15 protein-coding genes and 4 tRNA genes are annotated in these 22,554 nt (G+C 66.0%); 6 read left to right on the forward strand and 13 right to left on the reverse strand.

Annotated features, from left to right (window positions below):
* The 5 genes from QWL29_RS21360 to QWL29_RS21380 form a co-directional block, all read right to left on the reverse strand.
* Nucleotides 1-150: GTP-binding protein (locus tag QWL29_RS21360; RefSeq protein ID WP_017455025.1), on the reverse strand; the 150-nt coding region annotated here is incomplete at its 3' end.
* Nucleotides 151-227: 77 nt separating this feature from the next.
* Nucleotides 228-302: transfer RNA gene (locus QWL29_RS21365), tRNA-Thr, on the reverse strand.
* Between the two features lie 37 nt (nt 303-339).
* Nucleotides 340-413, reverse strand: a tRNA-Gly gene (locus QWL29_RS21370).
* 45 nt (nt 414-458) lie between these two features.
* A tRNA-Gly gene (locus QWL29_RS21375) sits at nt 459-532 on the reverse strand.
* A 39-nt stretch (nt 533-571) separates the two neighbouring features.
* A tRNA-Tyr gene (locus QWL29_RS21380) sits at nt 572-656 on the reverse strand.
* A 219-nt stretch (nt 657-875) separates the two neighbouring features.
* Here QWL29_RS21380 and QWL29_RS21385 point away from each other — a divergent pair.
* The gene (locus QWL29_RS21385) at nt 876-4,130 is read left to right on the forward strand and encodes an EAL domain-containing protein (RefSeq protein ID WP_305824895.1); all 3,255 of its coding nucleotides are present in this window, start codon (nt 876-878) and stop codon (nt 4,128-4,130) included.
* On the opposite strand, the gene QWL29_RS21390 is transcribed toward QWL29_RS21385, so the two are convergent.
* From QWL29_RS21390 to QWL29_RS21405, 4 genes are all read right to left on the reverse strand, one after another.
* Entirely contained in the window at nt 4,093-5,664 is a 1,572-nt protein-coding gene (locus QWL29_RS21390; RefSeq protein WP_305824896.1) for an HDOD domain-containing protein, read from the reverse strand. The two genes, QWL29_RS21385 and QWL29_RS21390, sit on opposite strands and share 38 nt — an antisense overlap.
* Before the next feature lie 6 nt (nt 5,665-5,670).
* The gene (locus QWL29_RS21395) at nt 5,671-7,305 is read right to left on the reverse strand and encodes a tetratricopeptide repeat-containing response regulator (protein ID WP_305824897.1); all 1,635 of its coding nucleotides are present in this window, start codon (nt 7,303-7,305) and stop codon (nt 5,671-5,673) included.
* Nucleotides 7,306-7,489: 184 nt separating this feature from the next.
* A complete protein-coding gene (locus QWL29_RS21400) occupies nt 7,490-8,440 on the reverse strand; it encodes a J domain-containing protein (RefSeq protein WP_305824898.1) in 951 nt (316 codons plus the stop codon).
* Nucleotides 8,441-8,597: 157 nt separating this feature from the next.
* Entirely contained in the window at nt 8,598-9,746 is a 1,149-nt protein-coding gene (locus QWL29_RS21405; protein WP_305824899.1) for a class I SAM-dependent methyltransferase, read from the reverse strand.
* Between the two features lie 63 nt (nt 9,747-9,809).
* Here QWL29_RS21405 and QWL29_RS21410 point away from each other — a divergent pair, with 63 nt between their 5' ends.
* From QWL29_RS21410 to ttcA, 3 genes are read left to right on the forward strand one after another with little or no spacing between them, the layout of a single operon-like run.
* On the forward strand, nt 9,810-10,595 hold the full coding sequence (locus QWL29_RS21410) for an SDR family oxidoreductase (protein ID WP_305824900.1): 786 nt from the start codon (nt 9,810-9,812) through the stop codon (nt 10,593-10,595).
* A 27-nt stretch (nt 10,596-10,622) separates the two neighbouring features.
* Nucleotides 10,623-11,021 carry a dihydroneopterin aldolase gene (locus QWL29_RS21415; RefSeq protein WP_305824901.1) on the forward strand — a complete coding sequence of 133 codons (399 nt, stop codon included), beginning with the start codon at nt 10,623-10,625 and terminating at the stop codon, nt 11,019-11,021.
* Complete coding sequence (gene ttcA, locus QWL29_RS21420) at nt 11,018-11,956, forward strand: tRNA 2-thiocytidine(32) synthetase TtcA (protein WP_305824902.1); 939 nt, start codon at nt 11,018-11,020, stop codon at nt 11,954-11,956. Before QWL29_RS21415 ends, ttcA begins: the two co-directional genes overlap by 4 nt.
* Nucleotides 11,957-11,984: 28 nt before the next feature.
* Here ttcA and QWL29_RS21425 read toward each other — a convergent pair whose 3' ends face one another.
* Nucleotides 11,985-13,214: a YbfB/YjiJ family MFS transporter gene (locus QWL29_RS21425; protein WP_305824903.1), complete on the reverse strand. Its 1,230-nt coding sequence runs from the start codon at nt 13,212-13,214 to the stop codon at nt 11,985-11,987.
* 92 nt (nt 13,215-13,306) lie between these two features.
* On the opposite strand from QWL29_RS21425, the gene QWL29_RS21430 reads away from it, so the two are divergent.
* Nucleotides 13,307-13,828, forward strand: coding sequence for a SixA phosphatase family protein (locus QWL29_RS21430; protein WP_305824904.1), 522 nt, complete (start codon nt 13,307-13,309; stop codon nt 13,826-13,828).
* A 251-nt stretch (nt 13,829-14,079) separates the two neighbouring features.
* Here the strand turns inward: QWL29_RS21430 and QWL29_RS21435 are convergent, their stop codons facing one another.
* The 3 genes from QWL29_RS21435 to QWL29_RS21445 all read right to left on the reverse strand — a co-directional run bounded on the left by QWL29_RS21435 (nt 14,080) and on the right by QWL29_RS21445 (nt 21,600).
* The gene (locus tag QWL29_RS21435) at nt 14,080-15,840 is read right to left on the reverse strand and encodes a M14 family metallopeptidase (protein WP_305824905.1); all 1,761 of its coding nucleotides are present in this window, start codon (nt 15,838-15,840) and stop codon (nt 14,080-14,082) included.
* Nucleotides 15,841-16,135: 295 nt separating this feature from the next.
* The gene (locus tag QWL29_RS21440; protein WP_305824906.1) at nt 16,136-17,806 is read right to left on the reverse strand and encodes a S41 family peptidase; all 1,671 of its coding nucleotides are present in this window, start codon (nt 17,804-17,806) and stop codon (nt 16,136-16,138) included.
* Nucleotides 17,807-18,009: 203 nt separating this feature from the next.
* Entirely contained in the window at nt 18,010-21,600 is a 3,591-nt protein-coding gene (locus tag QWL29_RS21445; protein ID WP_305824907.1) for an indolepyruvate ferredoxin oxidoreductase family protein, read from the reverse strand.
* A 260-nt stretch (nt 21,601-21,860) separates the two neighbouring features.
* Between QWL29_RS21445 and QWL29_RS21450 the strand changes: the two genes are divergently transcribed.
* Nucleotides 21,861-22,376, forward strand: coding sequence for an Lrp/AsnC family transcriptional regulator (locus tag QWL29_RS21450; protein ID WP_305824908.1), 516 nt, complete (start codon nt 21,861-21,863; stop codon nt 22,374-22,376).
* Nucleotides 22,377-22,554 lie beyond the last annotated feature (178 nt).

Genomic DNA, 22,554 nt, shown 5'->3' on the forward strand with positions numbered 1-22,554 from the left:
GATCTGGTCGTATGCTTTTGCTTCGCCGCCGAATTTCTTCGACAGAACGGTTGCGATTGCAGCCGTCAGGGTGGTTTTGCCGTGATCAACGTGACCGATGGTGCCGACGTTGACGTGCGGCTTGGTCCGTTCGAATTTACCTTTTGCCATTTGAGACTCCTAACGATATTTTGAGAATTACCAGGCACACCTGACGGACGAGCACACTGTACTGCCGCGTTAAATTCTGGTGCCCTTGACGTGGATTGAACACGTGGCCTCTCCCTTACCAAGGGAGTGCTCTACCACTGAGCTACAAGGGCTGATGACTTGCGATACACAAACTGCACCGCAATTTACTGGAGCGGGTGAAGGGAATCGAACCCTCGTCGTAAGCTTGGAAGGCTTCTGCTCTACCATTGAGCTACACCCGCGAGTTACNTGATGACTTGCGATACACAAACTGCACCGCAATTTACTGGAGCGGGTGAAGGGAATCGAACCCTCGTCGTAAGCTTGGAAGGCTTCTGCTCTACCATTGAGCTACACCCGCGAGTTACAACTTCAATCCGACTTCACGACTTCTTCTTTTTGGTGGTGGGGGCTGGATTCGAACCAGCGTACTCAGAGAGGGCAGATTTACAGTCTGCTGCCTTTAACCACTCGGCCACCCCACCGCGAAGAACCGCAGAGTATGAAGCAAGCTCAACATGCTGTCAACTATTTTTGCCATCACTACCAACCTGGCTCAATAGCAGCGTTGCTTCGGGGCGTGATTGTAACCGTAGCATCGGCAAACCTGCAAGAGTCTTTTTTCAAGTCGATGCGCAAGCGGTGCGCTGCGCGCTTTTGGGCTGCGGTACTGTACGCCTAAAGCATCTGTAAATACGGGGCGCATGGACACCAAGAAGCCTGCTTATCCCCGCTGGCGTTGGCGGCCGCTGCTGCTGGCCAACCTGGCGATCGTCGCAGCCTACGTGGCTACGCGGCTGGTTGCGGACGCGCTCGCGCTGCCGGCGGGCTACGCCCTGCCCATGTTCCCGCCGGCCGGCGTGGCGCTGGCCCTGGCCACCGCCGCGGGGGTGCGCGTGCTGCCCGGCATCGCGCTTGGCATCCTGGTCGCGATCCTGCCGCGCCACCTCGACAATCCGGCCCTCTCTCTTGCGCAGGCCTTGCTGGCCACCTTTGCCGAGCTGATTGGCGCCACCCTGCAGGCCTGGCTCGGCGCGCGCCAGTTCCGGCGCCGCATGCGCCCGGCCATCGACTCCGGGCGCGACGTGTTCGCCTTCCTGCTGCTCACGCCCGTGATCTGCCTGGTCAGCGCCAGCGTGGCGGTGCCCTCGCTGTACCTGCTGGGCGCGATCACCGAACCGGAACGCGTGCTGAACTGGCTGGGCTGGTGGGCCGGCGACACCATCGGCGTGCTGCTCGCGGCGCCCCTGTGCTGGATCGTGTGCGGCCAGCCGCGCCGCCTGTGGCGCGCGCGTGCGCCGGTCGTCGGCTTTCCCCTGCTGCTGGCCAGCGCGGCAGTGGTGACGATCTACCGCCTCACGCTCGGCTGGGAGCACCAGCAGCACCTGCAGCCCTACCGCCTGAAGGCGCAACAGACGGCGGACGTGCTGCAGGCCGAGTTCAACGAGCACGTGCGCTTCGTCGGCACCTTTGCGCGCACCCTGGCCGATACCGAGCACATCCTGGCGCGCGACAAGTTCCTGCGCGTGGCCAGCGGCTATGTCGACGGCCGCCCGGAAATCCAGGGCGTGAACTGGGCGGTGCCGGTGAAGGGAAGCGAGCGTGGCGGCTTCGAGGACTGGGTGCGTGCCACCCTCGACGCTTCCTTTACCGGCATCCTGGACGTCACGCCCGGCCTGCGCCTGGAGCCGGCACCCCTGCGCGAACGCTACCTGCCCGTGCTCTATGCCTGGCCGCCCTCGAACACGGCGCTGCGCGGCGTCGATTTTCTCACCGCGCCCGGACGCGCGGAGACGGCGGCGCGCGCACTCCTGTTGCGCACGCCGCTGGCGACCGAACCCTTCCGCCTGGTGTTGAGTGGCGACCTGGGCATCGGCCTGTTCCGCTCGGTGGGCGACCCGGATGCGCCGGCCAGCGGCGCCGTGATGTTCGTGCTGAACGCCGAGATCCTGCTCGAGCAGGCGATCGCGCGCGCCGCCTTCGATGGCTTCCATGCGTCGCTGGTCGACGTCACCGGCGGCGCCGTGCTGCCGCTGGTGGGCGATATCGACCGCGTCCACCCCGACGAATACCGGGTCGGCCTGTCGTTTGCCGGACGCAGCTACGTGGTGGCCTTCCACCCCACCGCCGCCTATGCCGCCAGCGAGCGCGGCGTGGCCAGCTGGACCATGCTGTCGGCCGGCCTGCTGCTCACCGGCCTGCTGGGCGCCCTGCTGCTGCTGGTGAGCGGCGAGCGCGCCGCCGTGGAAGCGCAAGTACTCGACCGCACCGCGCGCCTGCGCGACCGCGAGGCGCGCCTCGAGGCCATCCTCGACAACGCGGCCGACGCCATGCTCACCGTCGATGCGAACGGCACCGTGGTGTCGGCGAATGCCGCCACCGCGCGCCTGTTCGGCTACCCGGCCCAGCACCTGGTCGGCCTGCCCTTCGGCTCGCTGGTGCCGGCCGGCGTCGACGGCGACGCCAGCGTCCAGCTCACGCGCCTGTCGCAGTCCACGCCCGACGACTGCGTGCTGGAAGGCCGCAATGCGCGCGCCGAGGTGTTTCCGCTGTCGATCTCGGTGGCCCCGGTCCAGCTCCAGCGCGAGCAGTTTTTCGTGTGCATCCTGCGCGACCTGACCGAGCAGCAGCGCTCGCAGGAGCACATCTACCGCCTGGCCCACCACGACGTGCTCACCGGCCTGGAAAACCGCGTGGCCCTGAACGTGCGCCTGGAGCAGCAACTGGCCACGGCGCGCCGCCACAACGAGCCGGCGGCGGTGCTGTTCATCGACCTCGATCACTTCAAGAAGATCAACGATTCGCTCGGCCACGCGGCCGGCGACAAGCTGCTGGTGGGCGCGGCCGAGCGCATGAAAGACCTGCTGCGCGACGTCGACACCCTGGCGCGCCTGGGCGGCGACGAATTCATCATCGTGCTGGCCGGCCCGCTCACGCCCGACAGCGTGACCGGCGTGGCGGTGCGGCTGGTGGAATCGCTGTCCCAGCCCTATCAACTGGCCGGGCATACCGCGCACAGCGGCGCCAGCGTCGGCGTGGCCCTGTTCCCGGACGACGGCGAGGATGCCGCCACCCTGATCCGCCACGCCGACATGGCGATGTACGCGGCCAAGCACGAGGGACGCGGCAACTTCCAGTTCTTCTCGCCGGCGATGAATGCGGCCACCCACGAGCACCTGCTGCTGGAAAACCGCATGTGGAGCGCCCTGAACGCCGAGGGCTTCAGCCTGCACCTGCAGGCGCAAGTGGCGCTCGACACCGGGCGCGTGATCGGCGCCGAGGTGCTGCTGCGCTGGAACGACAGCGAACTGGGAAGCGTGGAGCCGAGCCGCTTCATTCCGGTGGCCGAGGAAAGCGGCATGATCGTGCCGCTGGGCGACTGGGTGCTGGCCCAGGCCATGGCCTTGCTGGCCGAATGGCAGCGCGACGGCCTGGACCACTTGCGCCTGGCGGTGAATTTGTCGGCGCGCCAGTTCTCGGGCGGCGCACTGCTCGAACGGCTCGACCAGCTGGTGGCGCGCTACGGCATCGACCCGGCCCGGCTGGAACTCGAGATCACGGAAACGGCCGCCATGCGCGACCCGGAAAACACGCGCGAGCTGCTGCGCGAACTGCGTACGCGCGGCTTCAAGCTGGCGATCGACGACTTCGGCACCGGTTACTCGTCGCTCGCCTACCTCAAATTGTTCGCAATCGACCGCATCAAGATCGACCGCGGCTTCGTGAAGGACATCGAGCACAATCCGAACGACGCGGTGATCGTCGCCGCCACCATCGGCCTGGCCCATGCGCTGGGCCTGGCCGTGGTGGCCGAAGGGGTGGAAACCCAGGCCCAGTGGGGTTTTCTCCGCGACAAGCTGGGCGACGAAGCCCAGGGCTATCTGTTCGCGCGGCCGATGCCGGCGTCGGAATTCCGCGAATTCATCCAGCGGCAAGCGCAGCCAGTACCTGGCGCTTGAGGGCGCGGATCAGCGCCGTTTCGTCGGGCGGCACGCCTTCCGGCGCGACCGCCGCGCGGTCGGCATAGAAGAAGCCCAGCCGGGCCTTGCCGACCACCAGCGGCAGCACGATGAAGCTTTTCGCGTCCGGCAGCAAGGTGCGGTGCCAGGCGGGCAGCAATTCGCGGATCTTCGGGCTGGCGGCGTCCGAGATCATCAGGTCGGCGTCGTTTTCCAGCGCCAGCAGGAACAAATCACGCCCGGGTCCATTGGCGCTCACCGGAAAGCTGAAGCCGGCCTGCACCCGCGCGTGGTCCTCGCCGAACGAGACGCGGGCGCGGTACAGGTTCTGGCGCGCATCCTTCAGGCAGACGGTGGCGAAGCGAAAACCGAGCGCGCTGTACAGGGTTTCGAGCACGGCCAGGATGACGTCGTTCAGGCGCGCGGTGCCGCCGGCGCGCAATTGCGTCACGTCCTGCACGCCGGCCAGCAGCAGCTCGCGCGCATTCTTCGGCTTGCCGCTCGGGTGGGCGCCCGCTTCTTCTTCGCCGGCGTCGAGCGTGGCCAGCAGCAGCACGTTCGGCAAGCCCTCGCCTTCGTCCGGTTCCGGGATGGCCAGGGGCTGCAGATTCATGCTCTCCATCAGCCCCTGCATGCCCTCGGCCACGTTCGCGAACAGCTGGTCCAGCCCTGCCGCGTCGAGTTCGAAGGCGGCGCCGTAGCGCGCCAGCAGCGCCCGCGCCTCGGGCGAACCGGCGGGATCGGATACCTTGGCCAGCAGGCGCGCCACGTCCAGGCTGAACGAGGCCACCTGGCGCATCCATTCGCCGCGGTTCGCCGCCACCTTCAGGGTGCCTGCCGGCAGCGCCGCCTGGGCCCGCACGATGACGTCGGGGATCTTCCATTCGGCCAGCACGGCGGCCGACAGGGTGTCGTAGCTGCAGCCGAGGATCAGCTGCGAGGCCTGGGCCGGGGTGTGCTTGCCGGCGGCGGCGATCTGGCGGATCTCGCGGTAGCGCTCATGCTCGTGCGAGGCCACCAGCAGCGCGCCCAGGTTCTTGAACAGCGCACCGATGGCCGCTTCCTCGGCGCCCTGGTAGAACGACAGGCGCGCCATCTCGCGCCCCACCAGGCTGGCGCACAGCGACGCCTCCAGCTCGGCGCGCACGGCGCCGGCGTGGGCGCCGTTGTCGAGGGTGTCGACCAGCAGCATCGCCAGCGCCGTGGTCTTCACGTTGTCGAAGCCGAGCAGCGCGATTGCGCGCGAGACCGTGGTGACCACGGTGCCGGCCACGGTGCGGTACTGCACCGTGTTCGACAGGCGCAGGATGCGCTGGGTCAGCGCCAGGTCGGACAGCACGAAGTAGGCAAGATCGTGGGTGCCCTGGTCGTCCGAGGACGCCAGTTCGATCACGCGCGCCACCGCGCTGCCGAGGGCGAACATCTCTTCTTCGCCGCATACCTTCTGCATCAGGGCCGCGCGCACGCGGCGGGTCGCCTGTTCGTCCTGGATCGGGGATGCCGCCGCGGCCGCGGCTGGAGGGACTGCTGCCATGTTCTGTTACCCGGCTTTCCTGGCGCGTGCGCCCTTGTCGTATTTCTTGAGTACCGCCTGGTGCAGCGCGCTCAGCGCCGGCAGCTTGGGGTTGCGCGGGTCGAGCCGGCGCACCGCCGCCATCTGGGCCAGGGCCTGCTGCCCGAGCTTGTCGTCCCAGCTGGTGTGCTCCAGGCAGCGCAGCAGCGCCAGCGCGGCATTGAAGGCCACCTGCGGATTGCCCGGCATGCGCAGGGCCGCTTCCTGCATCAGGCTGACCGCGCCGATGTAGTCGCCGCTCTTGGCCCGCTCGGCGCCGCCGGCGACCAGGTCGACCACGTGCTGGCGCGCTTCCTGGGCCAGGCTGGCGCCGAGTTCCGCCTGGCCGGCCTGGGCCATCACGCTCATGGCGCGGTCCATGGCGGTGGCGTCGCTGGCGTTGCGCATCACCTCGCGCACGATGCTGGCCGCGCCTTCGGCCATGTTGTGGTCGAGGCAGCTGCGCGCCAGCTCCAGCTTCAAGTCCGAGGACATCGCCGGGATGTCGCGGCTGGCCGCCACCGCCGCCGTCAGGGCTTGCGCCAGGCGCTCCTCGTTGCCGGTGTATTCGTGCAGCAGGGCCGAGGAAATCGCGCTGCAGGCGTCGGCGTGCTGGCGTCCGCCCATCGAGCGGTCGAGTTCGCGGATCACCGAAGCCGCCGCCACCGGATCGCCCTTGCGCACCAGGGTGCGCACCAGCTTCACGTGGTCCTCGGGGTCGCGAAACTCCGAGTACTTGGCTTTGTGGACCACCTGCTTCAGCACCTTTTCGGCGGTGTCGTTGTCGCCCGCCTCGAAGGCGACTTCGCCCAGCGTGCGCAGGCGCCGCACCGCATGCGGCGAGACCGCCACCGCCTTCGTCAGCACCTGCTGCGATTTCTCCAGCTCGCCCATGGCGGTATGGGTGCGCGCCAGCCAGTCGTAGGCGTCGACGAAATTCGTGTTGGTCTGCACCAGTTCGGTGAGCAGGTTGCCGGCTTCCTCGTATTCCTCGCGCAGGTACAGGGTTTTCGCCAGGCCCAGGCGGGCCCAGGCGATCGCCCGGCTTTCGGCCAGCCTGCGGTAGATCGGCTCGGCCTGGGCTGCTTCGCCCAGGAACAGGTGCAGTTCGGCACGCAGGCGCAGGAAGTCGACGGTGTAGCGCGGGTACACGGTCTCGCCCTCGATGCAGGCCTCGATGGCTTCGTGCTGGGCCCCGGCTTCCATCAGGCGGTAGACCGGCAGCAGCACGTTGCGCCGCTCCAGGGCGCGCGCGATGCGGTCCAGCAGGCGGTCGGCCGTGAAGGGTTTCAGGATGTAGTCGGTCGGGGCCAGCTCGGCGGCGCTGACCACCTTGCCGTAGTCGCCCTCGGCGGTGACCATGAAGAACATGGTCGACAGCGAGATCAGCTTGTGGTGGCGCAGGTCTTCCAGCAGCTGCTGGCCATCCTGGCCGCCTTCCAGGTCGTATTCGCACAGCACCAGGTCGAAGCTTTTCAGGCCGAGCTGCTTGACGGCGAGGTTGGCGCTGCTGGCGTGGTCGATGCGGGTCAGGCCGCACATGGCGAGCATGCTGTGGATGTTCGCACGCATCCCGGCATGGGGCTCGATCAGGAGTGCGGTGAGGCCGTCTAGTTCATTCATGAGAATTGTTTTCCGTTCGGCCGCGGGGTGGGCCTGATTGCATGCCGGGCTCGGCAGGCCGGCGCGACTACGTTGGCCGCTGCGCAACCAAGTATATTACGGCAGGGAAAAGAATTAGTTAAATCGGGTCAGGGCCTGCCATAAAAGCGGGCGGCCGATGGGGAAAATGAGACAGAAGCTTGTCTTATAAGGCCTGGCGCAGAGGTTTGGCGCTGGCGCAGGCGGCGTGCGCGGCCTCGGTGACCACGTTCTGGTAGCGCACTTCGTAGCGGCCGGCGGCCAGTGCGTCGATGGTGAGGGTGGCGTGCGACTCCACGTAGGCATGGCGCACGTTCGAGCGGCGGTCGAGGTCGTGGATCTTGACGAAGACCGGCGCCTCGTTGGCGCTGTTGTCGACCACCACCGACATTTCCTTGCCCTGGTTACCGATCGGATAGCCGGCGATGTAGCCGGAGTCGGCCGGCCAGGGTTCGCCGTTCGGCGCGCCGGGCGTGGCGAGATCGGTGGCGCAGTCGGGCTGGCGCGGCGGCACCACCAGCTGGGTCACGGCCAGGGCCTTGACCTGGCTGGCCGGCAGGCGCGCGCCGTCGAGGCCGGCCCAGACGTCGGGTTCGGCCTCGGCTACCGGCGCGGGAGTCGGTGCAGAAGACGGCGTGGATGCTGCGCTCTCGGTCCTGGGAGCAGCCGGCTTGGCGTGGAAGGCCAGCGCCGACGGCAGCATGCCGACAGGCTGCAGCAGCAGAAACACCGCGCCGGCGCCGACGGTGACGCCGCCCAGGATGCCGAGCCACCATGCCGGGCTGCGCAGCACACTGGGGCGCGCCAGGGCCAGCGCCGGCGGGGCTTCCCAGCCGCCCTCGCGCGTCCGTCCGCCCTCTTCGCCGCTGCTTTCCAGCCATTCGACTTCCCACTCCTCGGCCGCAATCCACTCGTCGTGCTCCTTGCGGCGCACCGGGTCGGACAGAGTGTTGTAGGCGGTGTTGACGATCGCCATGATGCGGGCGGCCTTTTCGTCGCCCGGATTCTTGTCGGGATGGTATTTCTGGCTCAGCGCCTTGTAGGCCGCACGCACGACTTCCCCGGGCGCACCGCGCGCCACCTTCAGGTTGTCGTAATGGGTGTGGATCTTGGCCATGGTCTGCGCTGGGGTCGGTAAGGCGGAAGCGTCTGTTCAGTTCCGGATTTCAGCTACGGATGTCAGTTCCGGATTTCAGTCTAGATGATAGCCGAAACGAGGCCCGGCTCATCGGCACAGCATAGCCGGACTTGTGTCTCTAAAGCAAGATTTAGTCTTATAACCTGTGGCTGCGGTCGGCCTGCAGCAACGCCGCCGGCAGTTCCACTCCCAGGCCCACGGCCAGCACCTTGAACAGCTCGCCCATTTCGGCGGGCGACACCAGCTTCTGCACCGCCTTCGACTGCGGCAGGAAGCGTATCGCGTCTTCCGGATCGGTGCGCATCAGCAGCTCGCCGATGCCGCAGCCAAGCAGGAAGCCGGCCTGGCTGGTGTAGCCCAGCACGTCCAGGCCGGCGTCCTGCGCGGCGACTGCCATGGCCGTGAAATCGACGTGGGCGGTGATGTCCTGCAGGCCGGGCAAATAGAAGGGTTCCGGGTGGGAATGGTGACGGTAATGGCACATCAGGGTGCCGCCGCTGCGCTGGTCGACATAGTATTCGTGGGCCGGGAAGCCGTAGTCGAACAGCAGGGCTGCGCCTTTGCCACCTTTGAACATCTGCGCCAGCGAGGCCATGAAGCCGCAGGCGACCGGGTGGATCTCGGTCAGGTAGCCTTCCGGCAGCGTGTCGGCGCTTGGCACCTGGCGCGCCAGCTGCTCCATCAGTGCCGCATCGGGTTCGTGCTGGACGTAAGCAAAACGCCCGGCCTCGACGGTAACCATCTGGCGCCGCCAGCCCTGAGCCGTCTTGACGACCAGCTCGATCGGCATGGCGTCGAGCACCTCGTTGGCCAGCACCACGCCGCTGAACGCATCCGGGAAGCCGTCGATCCAGCGCACCTGCGGGAAATCGCGCAGCGCTTCCTGCTGGCGCGCGCACAGTTCGCCCGAGAGTTCGATGATGGTGTAGCTGTCTACCTGAACGCCATCGGCTTGCAGGGCCGTCAACACGTCGCGCGCCAGCTTGCCGGTGCCGGCCCCGAATTCGATGATGTTGGGCGCGCTTTGGGCGATAATAGCGGCTGCCGCGCGCGCCAGCGCCGCGCCGAACAGGGGCGTGATCTCGGGCGCGGTGGTGAAATCGCCATCGGCGCCCAGCTTGGCGGCGCCGCCGCTGTAATAGCCGAGCCGGGGCGCGTACAGCGCCAGCTCCATGAAACGCGAAAAGGCAATCGCGCCGCCCTGCTGTTCGATTTCAAGGGCAATCAGTTGCTGCAAGGCGTGGGACGCTGCCAGCGCGTCGCTGTCGGGAAGGGGTAGGGACATTCCGGCATTGTAGCCAGATCGGCAGGGTTCAACAATTTCAGGCAAGCCATACTGCTCGCATCCATGACCATGCATGACACAACGCCGCATCACCCGACACGGACTGCGCTCGTCACCGGCGCCGGCCGGCGCATCGGCCGCGAGATCGCCCTCGGCCTGGCCGCCGCCGGCTGGGACGTCGCCGTCCATTACCGGCATTCCGAGCGCGAAGCCGAGGAAGTCGCCGACGCCATTCGCGCCCTTGGCCGGCGCGCCGCTCTGCTCCAATGCGACCTCGCCGACGAAGCGGCGGTGCGCGCCCTGCCCGGCCGCGCGGCCGCCGCCCTGGGCCGCATCACTTGCATCGTGAATAACGCTTCGTTGTTCGAATACGACAACGCCACGACATTTTCTCCGGCCTTGCTGAGTGCCCACATGAGCGCCAACCTGGCTGCGCCCCTGCTGCTGGCCCAGGCCCTGCACGCGGCCACGCCGGAAAACGGGCAGGCGGTGGTGATCAACCTGCTGGACCAGAAACTGTACAATCTCAACCCGGATTTTTTGTCGTACACGCTGTCGAAGGCGGCGCTCGAGACCGCCACCACCATGCTGGCCCAGGCGCTGGCGCCGCGCCTGCGCATCGTCGGCGTGGCGCCCGGCATCACCATGGTGTCGGGCGAGCAGAGCGAAGCGGGTTTCGCCCAGGCGCACACGGCCACGCCGCTGGGACGCTCCTCGACGCCGGAGGATATTGCCGGCGCCGTCGTGTACGCGGCCGCGGCGCGCGCCCTGACCGGCACTACCCTGGTGGTCGACGGCGGCCAGCACCTGCTGCCACTGTCGCGCGACGTGATGTTCCTTACCAAATAACCTACCCAGAACTTAACAAGGCTCCTTATGCTGTCCGCCCTGACCCACCCGAGCTTGCGCGATTGCCGCCGGCTGTTCCTGCGCAATTACGAAGTGATGATCAACATCGGGGTCCACGACTTCGAGAAAAAGGGCGAACAGCGCGTGCTGATCAACGTCGACCTGTACATCCCGCTGGCCGAATCGACGCCGACAGCGGACCAGCTCGACGAAGTGGTCGACTACGATTTCATGCGCGAGACGGTGGCGAAGCGCATGGCGCAGGGCCACGTGCATTTGCAGGAAACCCTGGTCGACGACCTGGTGCAGGCCCTGCTGGCCCACCCGCGCGTGCGCGCCGTGGGCCTGTCGACGATGAAGCCGGACGTGTATCCCGACTGCGAAGGCGTCGGCGTGGAAGTATTCAAAATCAAGGAAGAAGCATGAGTGCAGTATTGAATGGTGCCGTATCGAATGAGCTGTCTGCCGAAGGCGCGGACGCCAAGAAGGCCGAAAAAATTACCTACGAAAACAACAAGCTGCACAAGCGCCTGTGCCGCCTGGTCGGCCAGGCCATCGGCGACTTCAACATGATCGAGGACGGCGACAAGGTGATGGTCTGCCTGTCCGGCGGCAAGGACAGCTACGCCCTGCTCGACATCCTGATGACGCTGCGCGAGCGCGCGCCGATCCATTTCGATATCGTGGCGGTGAACCTCGACCAGAAGCAGCCGAACTTCCCGCCGGAAGTGCTGCCGGCCTACCTCGATAAACTGGGCGTGCCGTACCACATCGAGAACCAGGACACCTACAGCATCGTCAAGCGCCTGATCCCGGAGGGTAAAACCACCTGCTCGCTCTGTTCCAGGCTGCGCCGCGGCATCCTGTACCGCGTGGCCGATGAACTCGGCTGCAACAAGATCGCCCTCGGCCACCACCGCGACGACATCCTCGAGACCTTCTTCCTGAACATGTTCTTTGGCGGGAAGCTGAAGGGCATGCCGGCCAAGCTGGTGTCCGACGACGGCAAGCACATGGTGATCCGCCCGCTGGCCTATGTGAAGGAAGCCGACACCGAGCGCTATGCCGAGGTGAAGGGCTTTCCGATCATTCCGTGCGATTTGTGCGGCTCGCAGGAAAACCTGCAGCGCAAGCAGATCAAGGCCATGCTGCGCGACTGGGAAAAGAAGCATCCGGGGCGCGTGGAGAGCGTGTTCTCGTCGCTATCGACGGTGGTGCCGTCGCATTTGCAGGACCGGAACCTGTTCGGCTTTGTCGACCTGAAGACCGATGGCGTGCCGAATCCGCTGGGCGATATCGCCTTTGACGAAGAGCCTTGCTCGACGCCGGTGGCGAATACGATTTCGCTTAGTCAGCTTTAATTTCAGCTGTAATTTCAGCTGTAACTCTTCAGTTCCCAAGGGGCCGCTGGCGCGACGCCAGCAGTGCCCCGGCAAACAGCGCCATTGCGGAAAACACCAGGCCGTGCTGCAGGCCGCCAGGGCCGTCGGCAATCCAGCCGATGACCGACGGGCCGACGATCTGGCCCAGCGCGAACACGATCGTGAACGCACTGATCCCGGAAGACCACGCATGCTGGGGCAGGTTGTGGCGCACCAGGGCCGTGGTCGAGGCCACCACCGACAGGAAGATCGCGCCGAACATCAGGCCCGAAACGAACATCAGCGCCGGTGAGCTGGTCAGTGCCGGCAGGATGGTCGCCACGCCCAGCAAGCCATTCAACATCGCCATCGCCTGCCCGCCCTTGAAACGGTCGAGCATGCGCGCCCAGATGCGCGACGACGCCATCACGGCCAGGCCCAGCATGGCGTAGAACAGCGTAATGGTGCCGGCGCCCATGCCCTGTTCCCTCAGCAGGGCGATCACGAAGGTCATGTAGCCGATGTAGCCGACGCCGAACATCAGGTAGCCGGCCAGACCGAAACCGAAAGGTTTTAGCCTGAAGCCGCCCTGCCCGCTCGCCTTGGCCGGGGCGCCGTCGACCTGGCGTGCACGCTTGAGCATCGCCAGCGTCGCCAGCAGGCAGAGCGCGGCCAGTGCCATCCAGGCCCATTGCCAGGTGTGCGGTACGCCACGGGCGGCGGCGCTGTCCATCGCCAGCGGCACCAGCAACGCGGACGCGACGATGCCCAGGCCGGTGCCGCCGTAATAGATCCCGAGCAGCAGGCCGGAACGTTCGGGGTGCAGCAATCCCAGCCTTGCCGCCAGCAGCCCGCCAGAGATGAAAATGAAGGCGCTGGCGATACCGGCCAGGATGCGCTGACCGATCAGCAGGCCGGCGTCGACCACGAAGCCGGACAGCAGCATGAACAGGCTGGCCAGGATCGCGCCGCCGACGAGGGCGGTTTGCGCGCCGTAACGCCGCATCAGGGCCGGCGTGGCCAGGGCGCCGAGCAGGTAGCCGAGGGCGTTCCCGGTATTCATGGCGCCGGACAGGAAGTAGGACCAGCCGAGGTCGGCGCGCATGGGCGGCAGCAGCAGCGCATACGAAAAGCGCGTCAGGCCCAGAGAGATTGCGGCGCCGAGCGACAGGGCAAAGGCGGTCAGCAAGGGGCGCCGGGCCGCGAGCGAACGCGGGCCGGATGGCAGGGTCGATCCGGTGTGGGCGTGACGGTCCATGCTGCGATTGTAAGTTGAATTGTAAGTTCAAAACGCGGCGTATCGCGCGTTATCGGTATTACAATCTGCTGAATCCAACCCGAGGTGAATCCATGCCCCTGCTGCCACGCCTGTCCGCCGTCTTCGCATTCGCCATTGCCTTGATGTCTTCCGCCGCTGCCCTTGCCGACCCTGCCGCCATCTACCTGGTGCGCCATGGCGAGAAGGAGGCGGCCGGCGAGGACCCGGCGCTCACGGCGCAGGGCCGGCAGCGTGCGCAGAACATTGCGGCGATGCTGAACAAGGCGGGCATCGCCCACATCTTCAGCACGCCGACCAAGCGTACGCGGCAGACGGCGCAGCCACTGGCCGAGCGGAATAAGGTGGAGGTGGCGCTTTACGACCCGCGCAAGCCGCAGGCGCTGGTGGCGCAGGTGAAGGCGTTGAATGGGCCGGTGCTGGTGGTCGGGCATTCGAACACGCTGTCGGAGCTGGTGCGGCTGTTCGGCGGCCAGCCTGGGGCGGAGATTGCGGACAACGAGTATGACCGGGTGTACCAGCTGGTGCCCGCTGCGAACGGGAGCGTGGGCACGGTGGTGTTCACGTCGCTGCCAGAGACAGGTGCGGCGCCGTAGGGTGGGTTCTTGAACCCACCATTGTGAGCATGGTGATACCGTCCAGGTGGGTTCGAGAACCCACCCTACGACTGAAGTGCGTAGGGTGGACACCTGTGTCCACGCTGTACCCCTGTTGCAAATCGAAAAAGCGTTTCGACACGCACCCGTGCCATACCGCGTGGGCACAAGTGCCCACCCTACAACGGCCGGGATGACCCGGCCATCTTTTACGGCGCGACGTACAACGGCCGGGATGACCCGGCCATTTTTTACGGCGCCACGTTCGCGCGCAGCACCGGGTACAGGTTCAAACGCTCGTCCCACGATGCATGGCGGCGGGCGAAGAATTCCAGGCGCGCGTGCGGGTTCTTGGCAAACGCCGGATCGCTGTCGATACGGCGCTTGAACTCGGCGGCGACGGCCGGGTCGGCGGCCATCTGCTCGCGCGCCACGTCTTCGGCCACGTATTCCTCCATGTACTCCTTGGCTTCGAAGGCATTGTTGAACATGCCCCAGGCCAGCAGCGAGTCTGGCGCCTGCGGCTCGAAGATCGCCATCACCAGGCGCGCCTTCGGCTGGGCGATCGGCACGAACAGGGCGCCGCGGCCCACGCCCCTTGCCTCCGCCTTCCAATTGCCTTCGACCGTCAAACGCTGGTGCGATTCGAGCGACTTCACGCCAAAGGTGACCTTGTCGGCGCGGAAGGTCTCGGCCTCGAAGCGGTCGATGCCCTTGTCCAGCTTGCGGAAGGCGATGCCGTGCTGGGTCAGTTTGGCAGCCACCATCGCCGCATGCGCGGCCGGTACGATGTAGCCGGCGCGCGGCGCCGCCACCTGCAGATCGGCCACCACTTCATCGCGCAGCGGCACGCGCCAGACCTGCGGCTTGCTTTCGTCGTAGCGCGTCATCAGGATGCCCGAGACATCCGACGGCGTGCGCGTGTATTCGTAGCCGCTGAAGTCGACCATGGTCTCCTTGTCGGTGGTCCGCCAGGTCAGCGGCACCAGCGCGCCGTTCAATTGAGCGGCGCGCGCGTCGGCCGCGCGCGCGGCCTGCTGCCATTCCTTGCCGTGCTTCGCCACCTGCTCCAGCACCGACACGAAGCTGTTGTGGGTGATGCGCACGCGGGTCGGGTAATCCTTCCACGAGTGGGTCTCGACCAGCATCGCCATGCGGTTACGCAGCTGGAAGTAGCCGGTCGAGAAGCGCGGGTCCGACACGCCGTCCATGAAGCCGGACATCGGGTCGTCGGTCTTCACGAAGGACATGTAGTAGGACTGCGGGGTCGAGCCCTGTTTTGCGATATCGGCGATCACGTTGTCGCGCAGCGCCAGGCCGGCCTTGCGGAATTCCGGGTCGCCCGAGTACACCGGCTCGACCTGGATCGACACATCGTGCTGGAACTTGGCGCCGTCGGTCACGTGCAAATCGACGTAGGTGAGCGGGTCCCAGGCGTTCACCAGCGCCAGCATGGCCTGCATCTCGGGCGCGTCGGCCTTCACGTAGTCGCGGTTCAGGTTGAAGTTCTGGGCCGTGGTGCGCCAGCCCATTTCGACCGGGCCGCGCTGGTTCGGGCGGTTCCACTGGCCGAAGCGCTCGTGGCCGTCGACGTTGAAGACCGGGACGAACAGGAGGACCTGCTTGTCGAGCGCGCCCTTGGCCAGGCGGCCTTCGAGCATCTCGCGCAGCGCCAGGAAGCCGGCGTCCTTGCCGTCGATCTCGCCGGCGTGGATGCCGCCCTGGATCAGCGTCACCGGCAGGTTCGCCTTGGCCGCCGCCTGCGCGGTAAACGCGCCGCTGCGGGTCACGACCAGCGCCAGCATCGGGCGGCCTTCCGGCGTGCGGCCGAATTCGATGCACTTCACCTGCTTGGGGTAGGCCTTCTGGAAGTCGGCGCACAGCTTGACGACTTCGTCGTAGCGGCCGGTGGCCTGGAAGCCGGATCGCTCGGAGATGGTGGTCAGGTCCGGGGCAGCGTGGACAAAAGGTGAGGCGGCAAGCAGGGCAAGCAGTAACGCAGAACGAATCATCGAAGGGGCTCCGGCAGAAGGAAGATACAAAGCGAGATGCAAAGAAGAAAATTATAGTCGTGTTCGCGTGCCCACAGATGCTTGACCTGCGCCTTGCTATCGTCGGCCGTATTGACAATCAATGGAGAAAACGATGACGACCGAATTGACGATCCTGGCCTGGACCTTGGTGCTGGCGCCGTCATGGTGATCGTGGCGGTGCTGACAAATTAATGTAGGCACCGGCCAAAAAAATGCGCCACCCGAAGGTGGCGCATCGTTGTGCCGGACAGCGCAGCTCACGCTGCGCGCTCGATCAACGTGCCTTGTGATACACCGCGATCTGCGATGGGGCAGACTGGATCGGGTAGCGTGCCTTCATCGCCTGTGCCGAGCTGCGGGCCTGGGCCGGGCAGACGCCGTTGGCGCGGTAGCTCAGGGCGGTTGCCAGCATGGCTTCGTTCTGGTCGCCCAGTTCGCGGGTCAGGTCGTCGGCCACGGCGCAGGTCGGGGCGATGCCGTTCGCGTAGTCGCCGAAGCCCTTCGCGTTCACGCCCTGGAACTCGACCGAGAAGTAGGTCGTGCCGCAGTTCGGGACCGGGGTGAAGCCGTACGGCTTGCCGCAGGTCTGGCCGCCGATCACGTTGACTTCGACGTCGATGCCGCGCAGGCCGTTGATCACCGCTTCGCTGGCCGAGCAGGTGCCCGGCGAGGTCAGGACGGTGACGCGGCGCAGGCCCAGGTAAGGCAGGGCCGTGCCCTTCGCGACGCTGTCCGTGCCGGCGGCGAAGCCATACGCGGTCGGCTCGAAGCGGATGATCTCGGAAGACTGCTTGGCTTCGATCTTGTTGTTGTACACCAGGCGCTCGAACACCTGGCCTTGCGACGTCGGGCCGGCCACCATGTAGGCCAGCTCGCTGGCGATGTTCAGCAGGCCGCCGCCGTTGTAGCGCATGTCCAGCACCAGGTCGTTCACGCCTTGCGCTTTCAGGGAATTGAACGAATTGATCAGCTGGCGCTCCGCCACCGCGTTGTGGTTCTCGAAGCTCAGGTAGCCGACCTTGCCGGTCGCGGTCTCGATCACCTTGGTGTTTTTCACCGACAGCGCCTGCACGTCTTGCGCCGTCAGGGTGACCGTCATCTCGACACCGGCGCGCTTGACCGTCATGCTGTGCTGTTCGCCGACGGCGGACGGGAACAGGCCGGCATTCAGGGTCGCCACCTGTGCGGCTTCGGTAGCGTTGACGAGGTCGACGCCATCGACCCGGATCACCTGGTCGCCACGGCGCAGGCCTGCCCGGCTGGCCGGCGAATTCGCTTCGACGATGGTCAGCATCCAGTTGCGCGGCGCCTGGGCCTGGTCGATCGCCAGGGCAAAGCCATAGCCCAGTTCGATGCCGGAATTGCTCAGCTTATCCCACTCCGCCGACGGATACGTGAAGTGGTAGGCGTCCTTGTCGCGTGACGAGCGCAGCTTGCTGAAGTAGTCGACCGGCTTGGCGAAATCGGCCATCTTGAAGTCGGTCGGGATGTCGTTGTACCAGAGGTAGTACTGGTCCGACCAGGCGCGCAGGAAGGTCAGCTCGTCGCGCAGGGTGCCCTGCTTGTCCGGATAGGCCTTGCCGGTGTAGGGATCGGTGCCGGTGCGCGGGGTGGCGCAGTAGTTCCAGTAGGTGTCGAAGGCGTCGCCCAGGGTCGCGATGTCCGGATCAGGCGCGGTCGGGTTGGCCGGGCCGGTCGGGTTGCTGGCGACCGGCGGATTCGTTACCGGCGGATTCGTTACGGGTGGGTTCGTTACCGGTGGGTTCGTTACCGGTGGGTTCGTTACCGGTGGGTTCGTGCCGACCGGCGGATTCGTGGTCGAACCACCACCACCACCGCCGCCGCCACCACCGCAGGCGGCAAGCGCGGATGCGGCCACGACGGCGGCGCAGATCAGGCGTAGCGAAGTGGTCATCTGACCCTTGGAAGTGGTTGTCGTCTTCATGGTATTCGTTAAGTAATGGACAAGTTTGTTAAGAAAGAGTAAGACAAGCTTGTCACTTTGAGAAGAGCGCACGATTGCTTTTTTTAAATTTATTTTGCATAACTTTCACATCCTGACGTTTTCCTGGACGAAAAAAAAACGCCGGGTTGGCAGAGTGCCAGCACCGGCGTAGTCAGGCGCGCAAAGCGACGCCGAGCGGCGGATCAGGCAGCGCGGGTGGCCGGCGCCGGGTTGTGGAAAGCCGACAACAGATTCGCCTCTTTCTCCTTCGCCGTCTTCAAATGGCGCGCCTTCACGTGGCCATAACCGCGGATGTCTTCCGGGATGCTGGCAATCGCCACCGCCTGGGCCAGGTTCTCGCCCGAGAGCTTGGGCAGCAGTGCCCCCACGGTGGCGCGGTAGTCGGCGATCAGCGCGCGCTCGAGCTTGCGCTCCTCGGTATAGCCGAACACGTCGAACGGGGTGTTGCGCAGCCCTTTCAGTTTGGCCAGCACGCCAAAGACCTTCAGCATCCACGGGCCGTATTCCTGCTTGATCGCGCGGCCTTCCTTGTCGTGTTTCGCCAGCAGCGGCGGCGCCAGGTGGAATTTCACGGTGATGTCGCCCTCGAACATGTTGGCGATCTTTTCGCGGAAGGCCGGGTCGGTGTGCAGGCGTGCGACCTCGTACTCGTCCTTGTAGGCCATCAGCTTGTGCAGGTAGCGCGCCACCGCCTCGGTCAGGCGCGTGCCCTTGCCCAGCTTCGCTTCTTCAAGACGCACACCATCCACGAAGGCCTTGTACTGCGCGGCATAGCCGGCATTCTGGTAAGCGGTGAGCAGCTCGACGCGGCGGGCGATCAACTCGTCCAGCGTTTGCGTGCGCTTGAATTCCACCACCTTGGCCGGCGTGACCAGCCGGCTCACCGATGCCAGGTCGTGCGCGGCCGTGCGGCCCCAGTGGAAGGCGGCCTTGTTGAAGGGCACCGAGACGCCGTTCAGCTCGATGGCTTTCATCAGCGCCGCTTCGCTCAAAGGCACGCGGCCCTTCTGGAAGGCGTAGCCGAGCATGAACATGTTGGTGGCAATCGCATCGCCCAGCAGTGCAGTGGCGATGCGGCCGGCGTCGATGAAGTCGACGTTGTCCGCGCCACAGGCCTGCAGGATGGCGCCGCGCGAGCCCTCGGCCGGGAATTGCCAGTCCGGGTTCTTCACGAATGCCGCGGTGGTGGCGCCGGTGTTGTTGACGGCGGCCCAGGTACGGCCTTCGCCCATGCGCGAGAGCGCATCGCGGCTGGCGGCGACGATCTGGTCGCAGCCGATCACGAGGTCCGCGCTGCCGGTGCCGACGCGGGTGGAATACAGGTCCGACTGCTGCCGGGCCAGGCGCACGTGCGACATCACCGGGCCGCCCTTCTGGGCCAGGCCGGACTGGTCGAGCACGATGGCGCCCTTGCCTTCGACGTGGGCCGCCACCGCCAGGATCTGGCCGACGGTCACCACGCCGGTGCCGCCGATGCCGGCCACCAGGATGCCGAACGGTGCGCCAATTTCCGGGATGCGCGGCGCAGGCAGGCTTGGAGGAGAAGCAGCCGCGGCGCCGACGGCTTGCGCCGCCGGCTTTGGCTTCTTCAAGCCGCCGCCCTCCACCGTGACGAAGCTCGGGCAGAAGCCGGACACGCACGAGAAGTCCTTGTTGCACGAGGACTGGTTGATCTGGCGCTTGCGCCCCAGTTCCGTTTCCAGCGGCTCGACCGACAGGCAATTCGACTGTACCGAGCAATCGCCGCAGCCTTCGCACACGGCCTCGTTGATGACGGCGCGCTTGGCAGGGTCGGGGTAACCGCCGGCAAGCGCCCCGTTGGCGCTCGCCTTCCGGCGGCGGCGCTTCTCGGAGGCGCAGGTCTGGTCGTAGATCACGGCGGTGACGCCCGGCAGTTCGCGCAGTTCCTTCTGCACGTCCATCAGCTCGGAACGGTGGCGCACGGTCACGCCGGCGGCCCAGTCATAGTCGCTCGGGTACTTGTCCGGTTCGTCGGTGACGACGATGATCGGGCCCACGCCTTCGGCGGCGATCTGGCGCGTGATCATGCCCGGGTCGAGCGGGCCGTCGACGTTCTGGCCGCCGGTCATGGCGACCGCGTCGTTGTAGAGGATCTTGTAGGTGATGTTCACCTTGGCCGCCACCGACGCGCGCACCGCCAGGATCCCGGAGTGGAAGTAGGTGCCGTCGCCCAGGTTCACGAACACGTGCTTCTCGCTGGTGAACGGCGACTGGCCGATCCAGGTCGTGCCCTCGGCGCCCATGTGGGTAAAGGTGGACGTTTCGCGGTCCATCCACAGCACCATGTAGTGGCAGCCGATGCCGGCCATGGCGCGCGAGCCTTCCGGCACTTTCGTGGAACTGTTGTGCGGGCAGCCCGAGCAGAAGTAAGGGATGCGGTCGGTCTCGGGATTCGCCTTGGCCGGGATGTTCCTGAGCACCAGCTCTTTCGCTTCGAGGAAGGCGATGCGTTCGCGCACGCGCTCGGCCACCGGATGGCCGGCGCAGTAGTGCGTGATGCGCGAAGCAATGGCGCGCGCGATCTGGGCCGGATTGAGTTCATAGGTGGCCGGCAGCAGCCAGTCGCCGTGGCCCTTGCGGTCCTTGTTGCTCCACTCGCCGGTGTCGTCGAACTTGCCGACCACGCGCGGACGCTCGCCGTCGGGCAGGTTGTACAGCGCTTCCTTGAGCGCGTACTCCATCACCTGGCGCTTTTCTTCGACGACCAGGATTTCGTCGAGGCCGCGCGCGAAGTCGTGCACGCCTTCGGATTCGAGCGGCCAGGTCATGCCGATCTTGTAGAGGCGGATGCCGATGTCGCTGGCTGCTTGCTCGTCGATGCCGAGGTCGGCCAGCGCCTGGCGCGTGTCGACATAGCTCTTGCCGGCGGTGATGATGCCGATCTTCGGCATCGGGCTGTCCCAGATGATTTTATTTAGCTTGTTCGCACGGGCATAGGCCAGGGCCGCATACCACTTGTGGTTGTTCATGCGGACTTCCTGGTCCAGCACGGCGTCGGGCCAGCGGATGTTCAGGCCACCCTCGGGGACTTCGAAGTCGGTGGGGATCACGGTCTGCACGCGGTCCGGGTCGAGGTCGACCACGGCGCCGGATTCGATGACGTCGGTGACGCACTTCATCGACACCCACAGGCCGGTGTAGCGGCTCATGGCCCAGGCGTGCAGGCCGTAGTCGATGTATTCCTGCACCGACGACGGGTACAGCACCGGGATGCCGCAGGCGGTCAGGATGTGATCCGACTGGTGCGCGGTGGACGAGGATTTGGCCGCATGGTCGTCGCCGGCCAGCACCAGCACGCCGCCGTGCTTGGCCGAGCCGGCGTTGTTGCCGTGCTTGAAAACGTCGCCGCAGCGGTCTACGCCCGGGCCCTTGCCATACCACATGGCGAACACGCCGTCGTAGTTGGCATCCTTGTACAAATTGGTCTGCTGGGTGCCCCAGACGGCGGTGGCCGCCAGGTCTTCGTTCATCCCGGGATGGAATTTCACGTGGTGGGCGTCGAGGTGCTTCTTCGCCTTCATCGCGGTCTGGTCGACGGCGGTGACCGGCGAGCCGCGGTAGCCGGTGATGTAGCCGGCGGTGTTCAGGCCGGCCTTGAGGTCGCGCTCGCGCTGCAGCATCGGCAGGCGGATCAGGGCCTGGGTGCCGGTCATGAAGGCGCGGCCGCGTTCGAGCGTCCATTTGTCGTCGAGCGAGATGGCGTGCTCCGGCTCGGATGGCTGCAGCTGGGAGGGGTCGAGGGGTGCGTTCATTGTGTCTCCGTGGTGGTGTGCAGAACATGGGAGAAGGCGGGAACAGCCATCCTGCCGGGCAGGCTGGCTGTTCCCGCTTGTTTTTCCCTCGTCCTCCAGTGTTGGCGCCGGTTTTTATTGTTGGTGGCGCCGACGGAGATGTCTCCTCCGTGAATGGCGACAGTATAGTCTCGTGCCCCCGGCATTAAATACCAATCAATTCCCCACGCCGGAGCTAATGCGCAATAAAATTGCGGCTGTATAGAATGGAAGGAAAATTTATGTCAAAGATCGAGCTCGATAAAACAGACCGCAAGATCCTGGAAATCCTCCAGGCCGATGGACGGCTGTCGAACCAGGACGTGGCCGAGCGCGTGAACCTGTCGCCCTCGCCCTGCCTGCGCCGCATCAAGCGCCTCGAAGAAGCCGGCGTGATCCGCCAGTACGTGGCCCTGGTCGACCCCGACAAGATCGGGCTGGGCCTCCTGGCCTATGTGAACGTGCGCCTGGAAAAGCACAGCGAAGGCCCGGCCAACTCGCGCGTGCCGGCCACCTCGCCGCGCTTCGAATTCGCCCAGGCAGTGGCGGCCTGGCCGGAAGTGGTGGCCTGCTATGCGATGACCGGGGACATGGACTTCCTGCTGCGCGTGCACGTGGAAGACATGGACCACTTCTCGCGCTTCATGATGGCCACGCTCCTGCGCCACCCGTCGGTGCTGGACGTGAAGTCGAGCTTTGCGCTGCAGCGGATCAAGGAGACGACGGCGCTGCCGATCGAGGCGCCGCCGACAAGGTGATCGCGGTTGCGTCGATGTTCGTGGGTGTCGTAGGGTGGGCACCTGTGCCCACGCGGTACCACGGATACACCTCGAAATGTATCCCGCCAGGCGGCGGAAACGGCGGCTTCGCGACGCTTTTCGATTCATCATGCGTTCTACCGCGTGGGCACAGGTGCCCACCCTACAACGGCAAACG

Source organism: Massilia brevitalea (assembly GCF_030711405.1).
In the GTDB taxonomy this organism is placed as follows: domain Bacteria; phylum Pseudomonadota; class Gammaproteobacteria; order Burkholderiales; family Burkholderiaceae_D; genus Telluria; species Telluria brevitalea.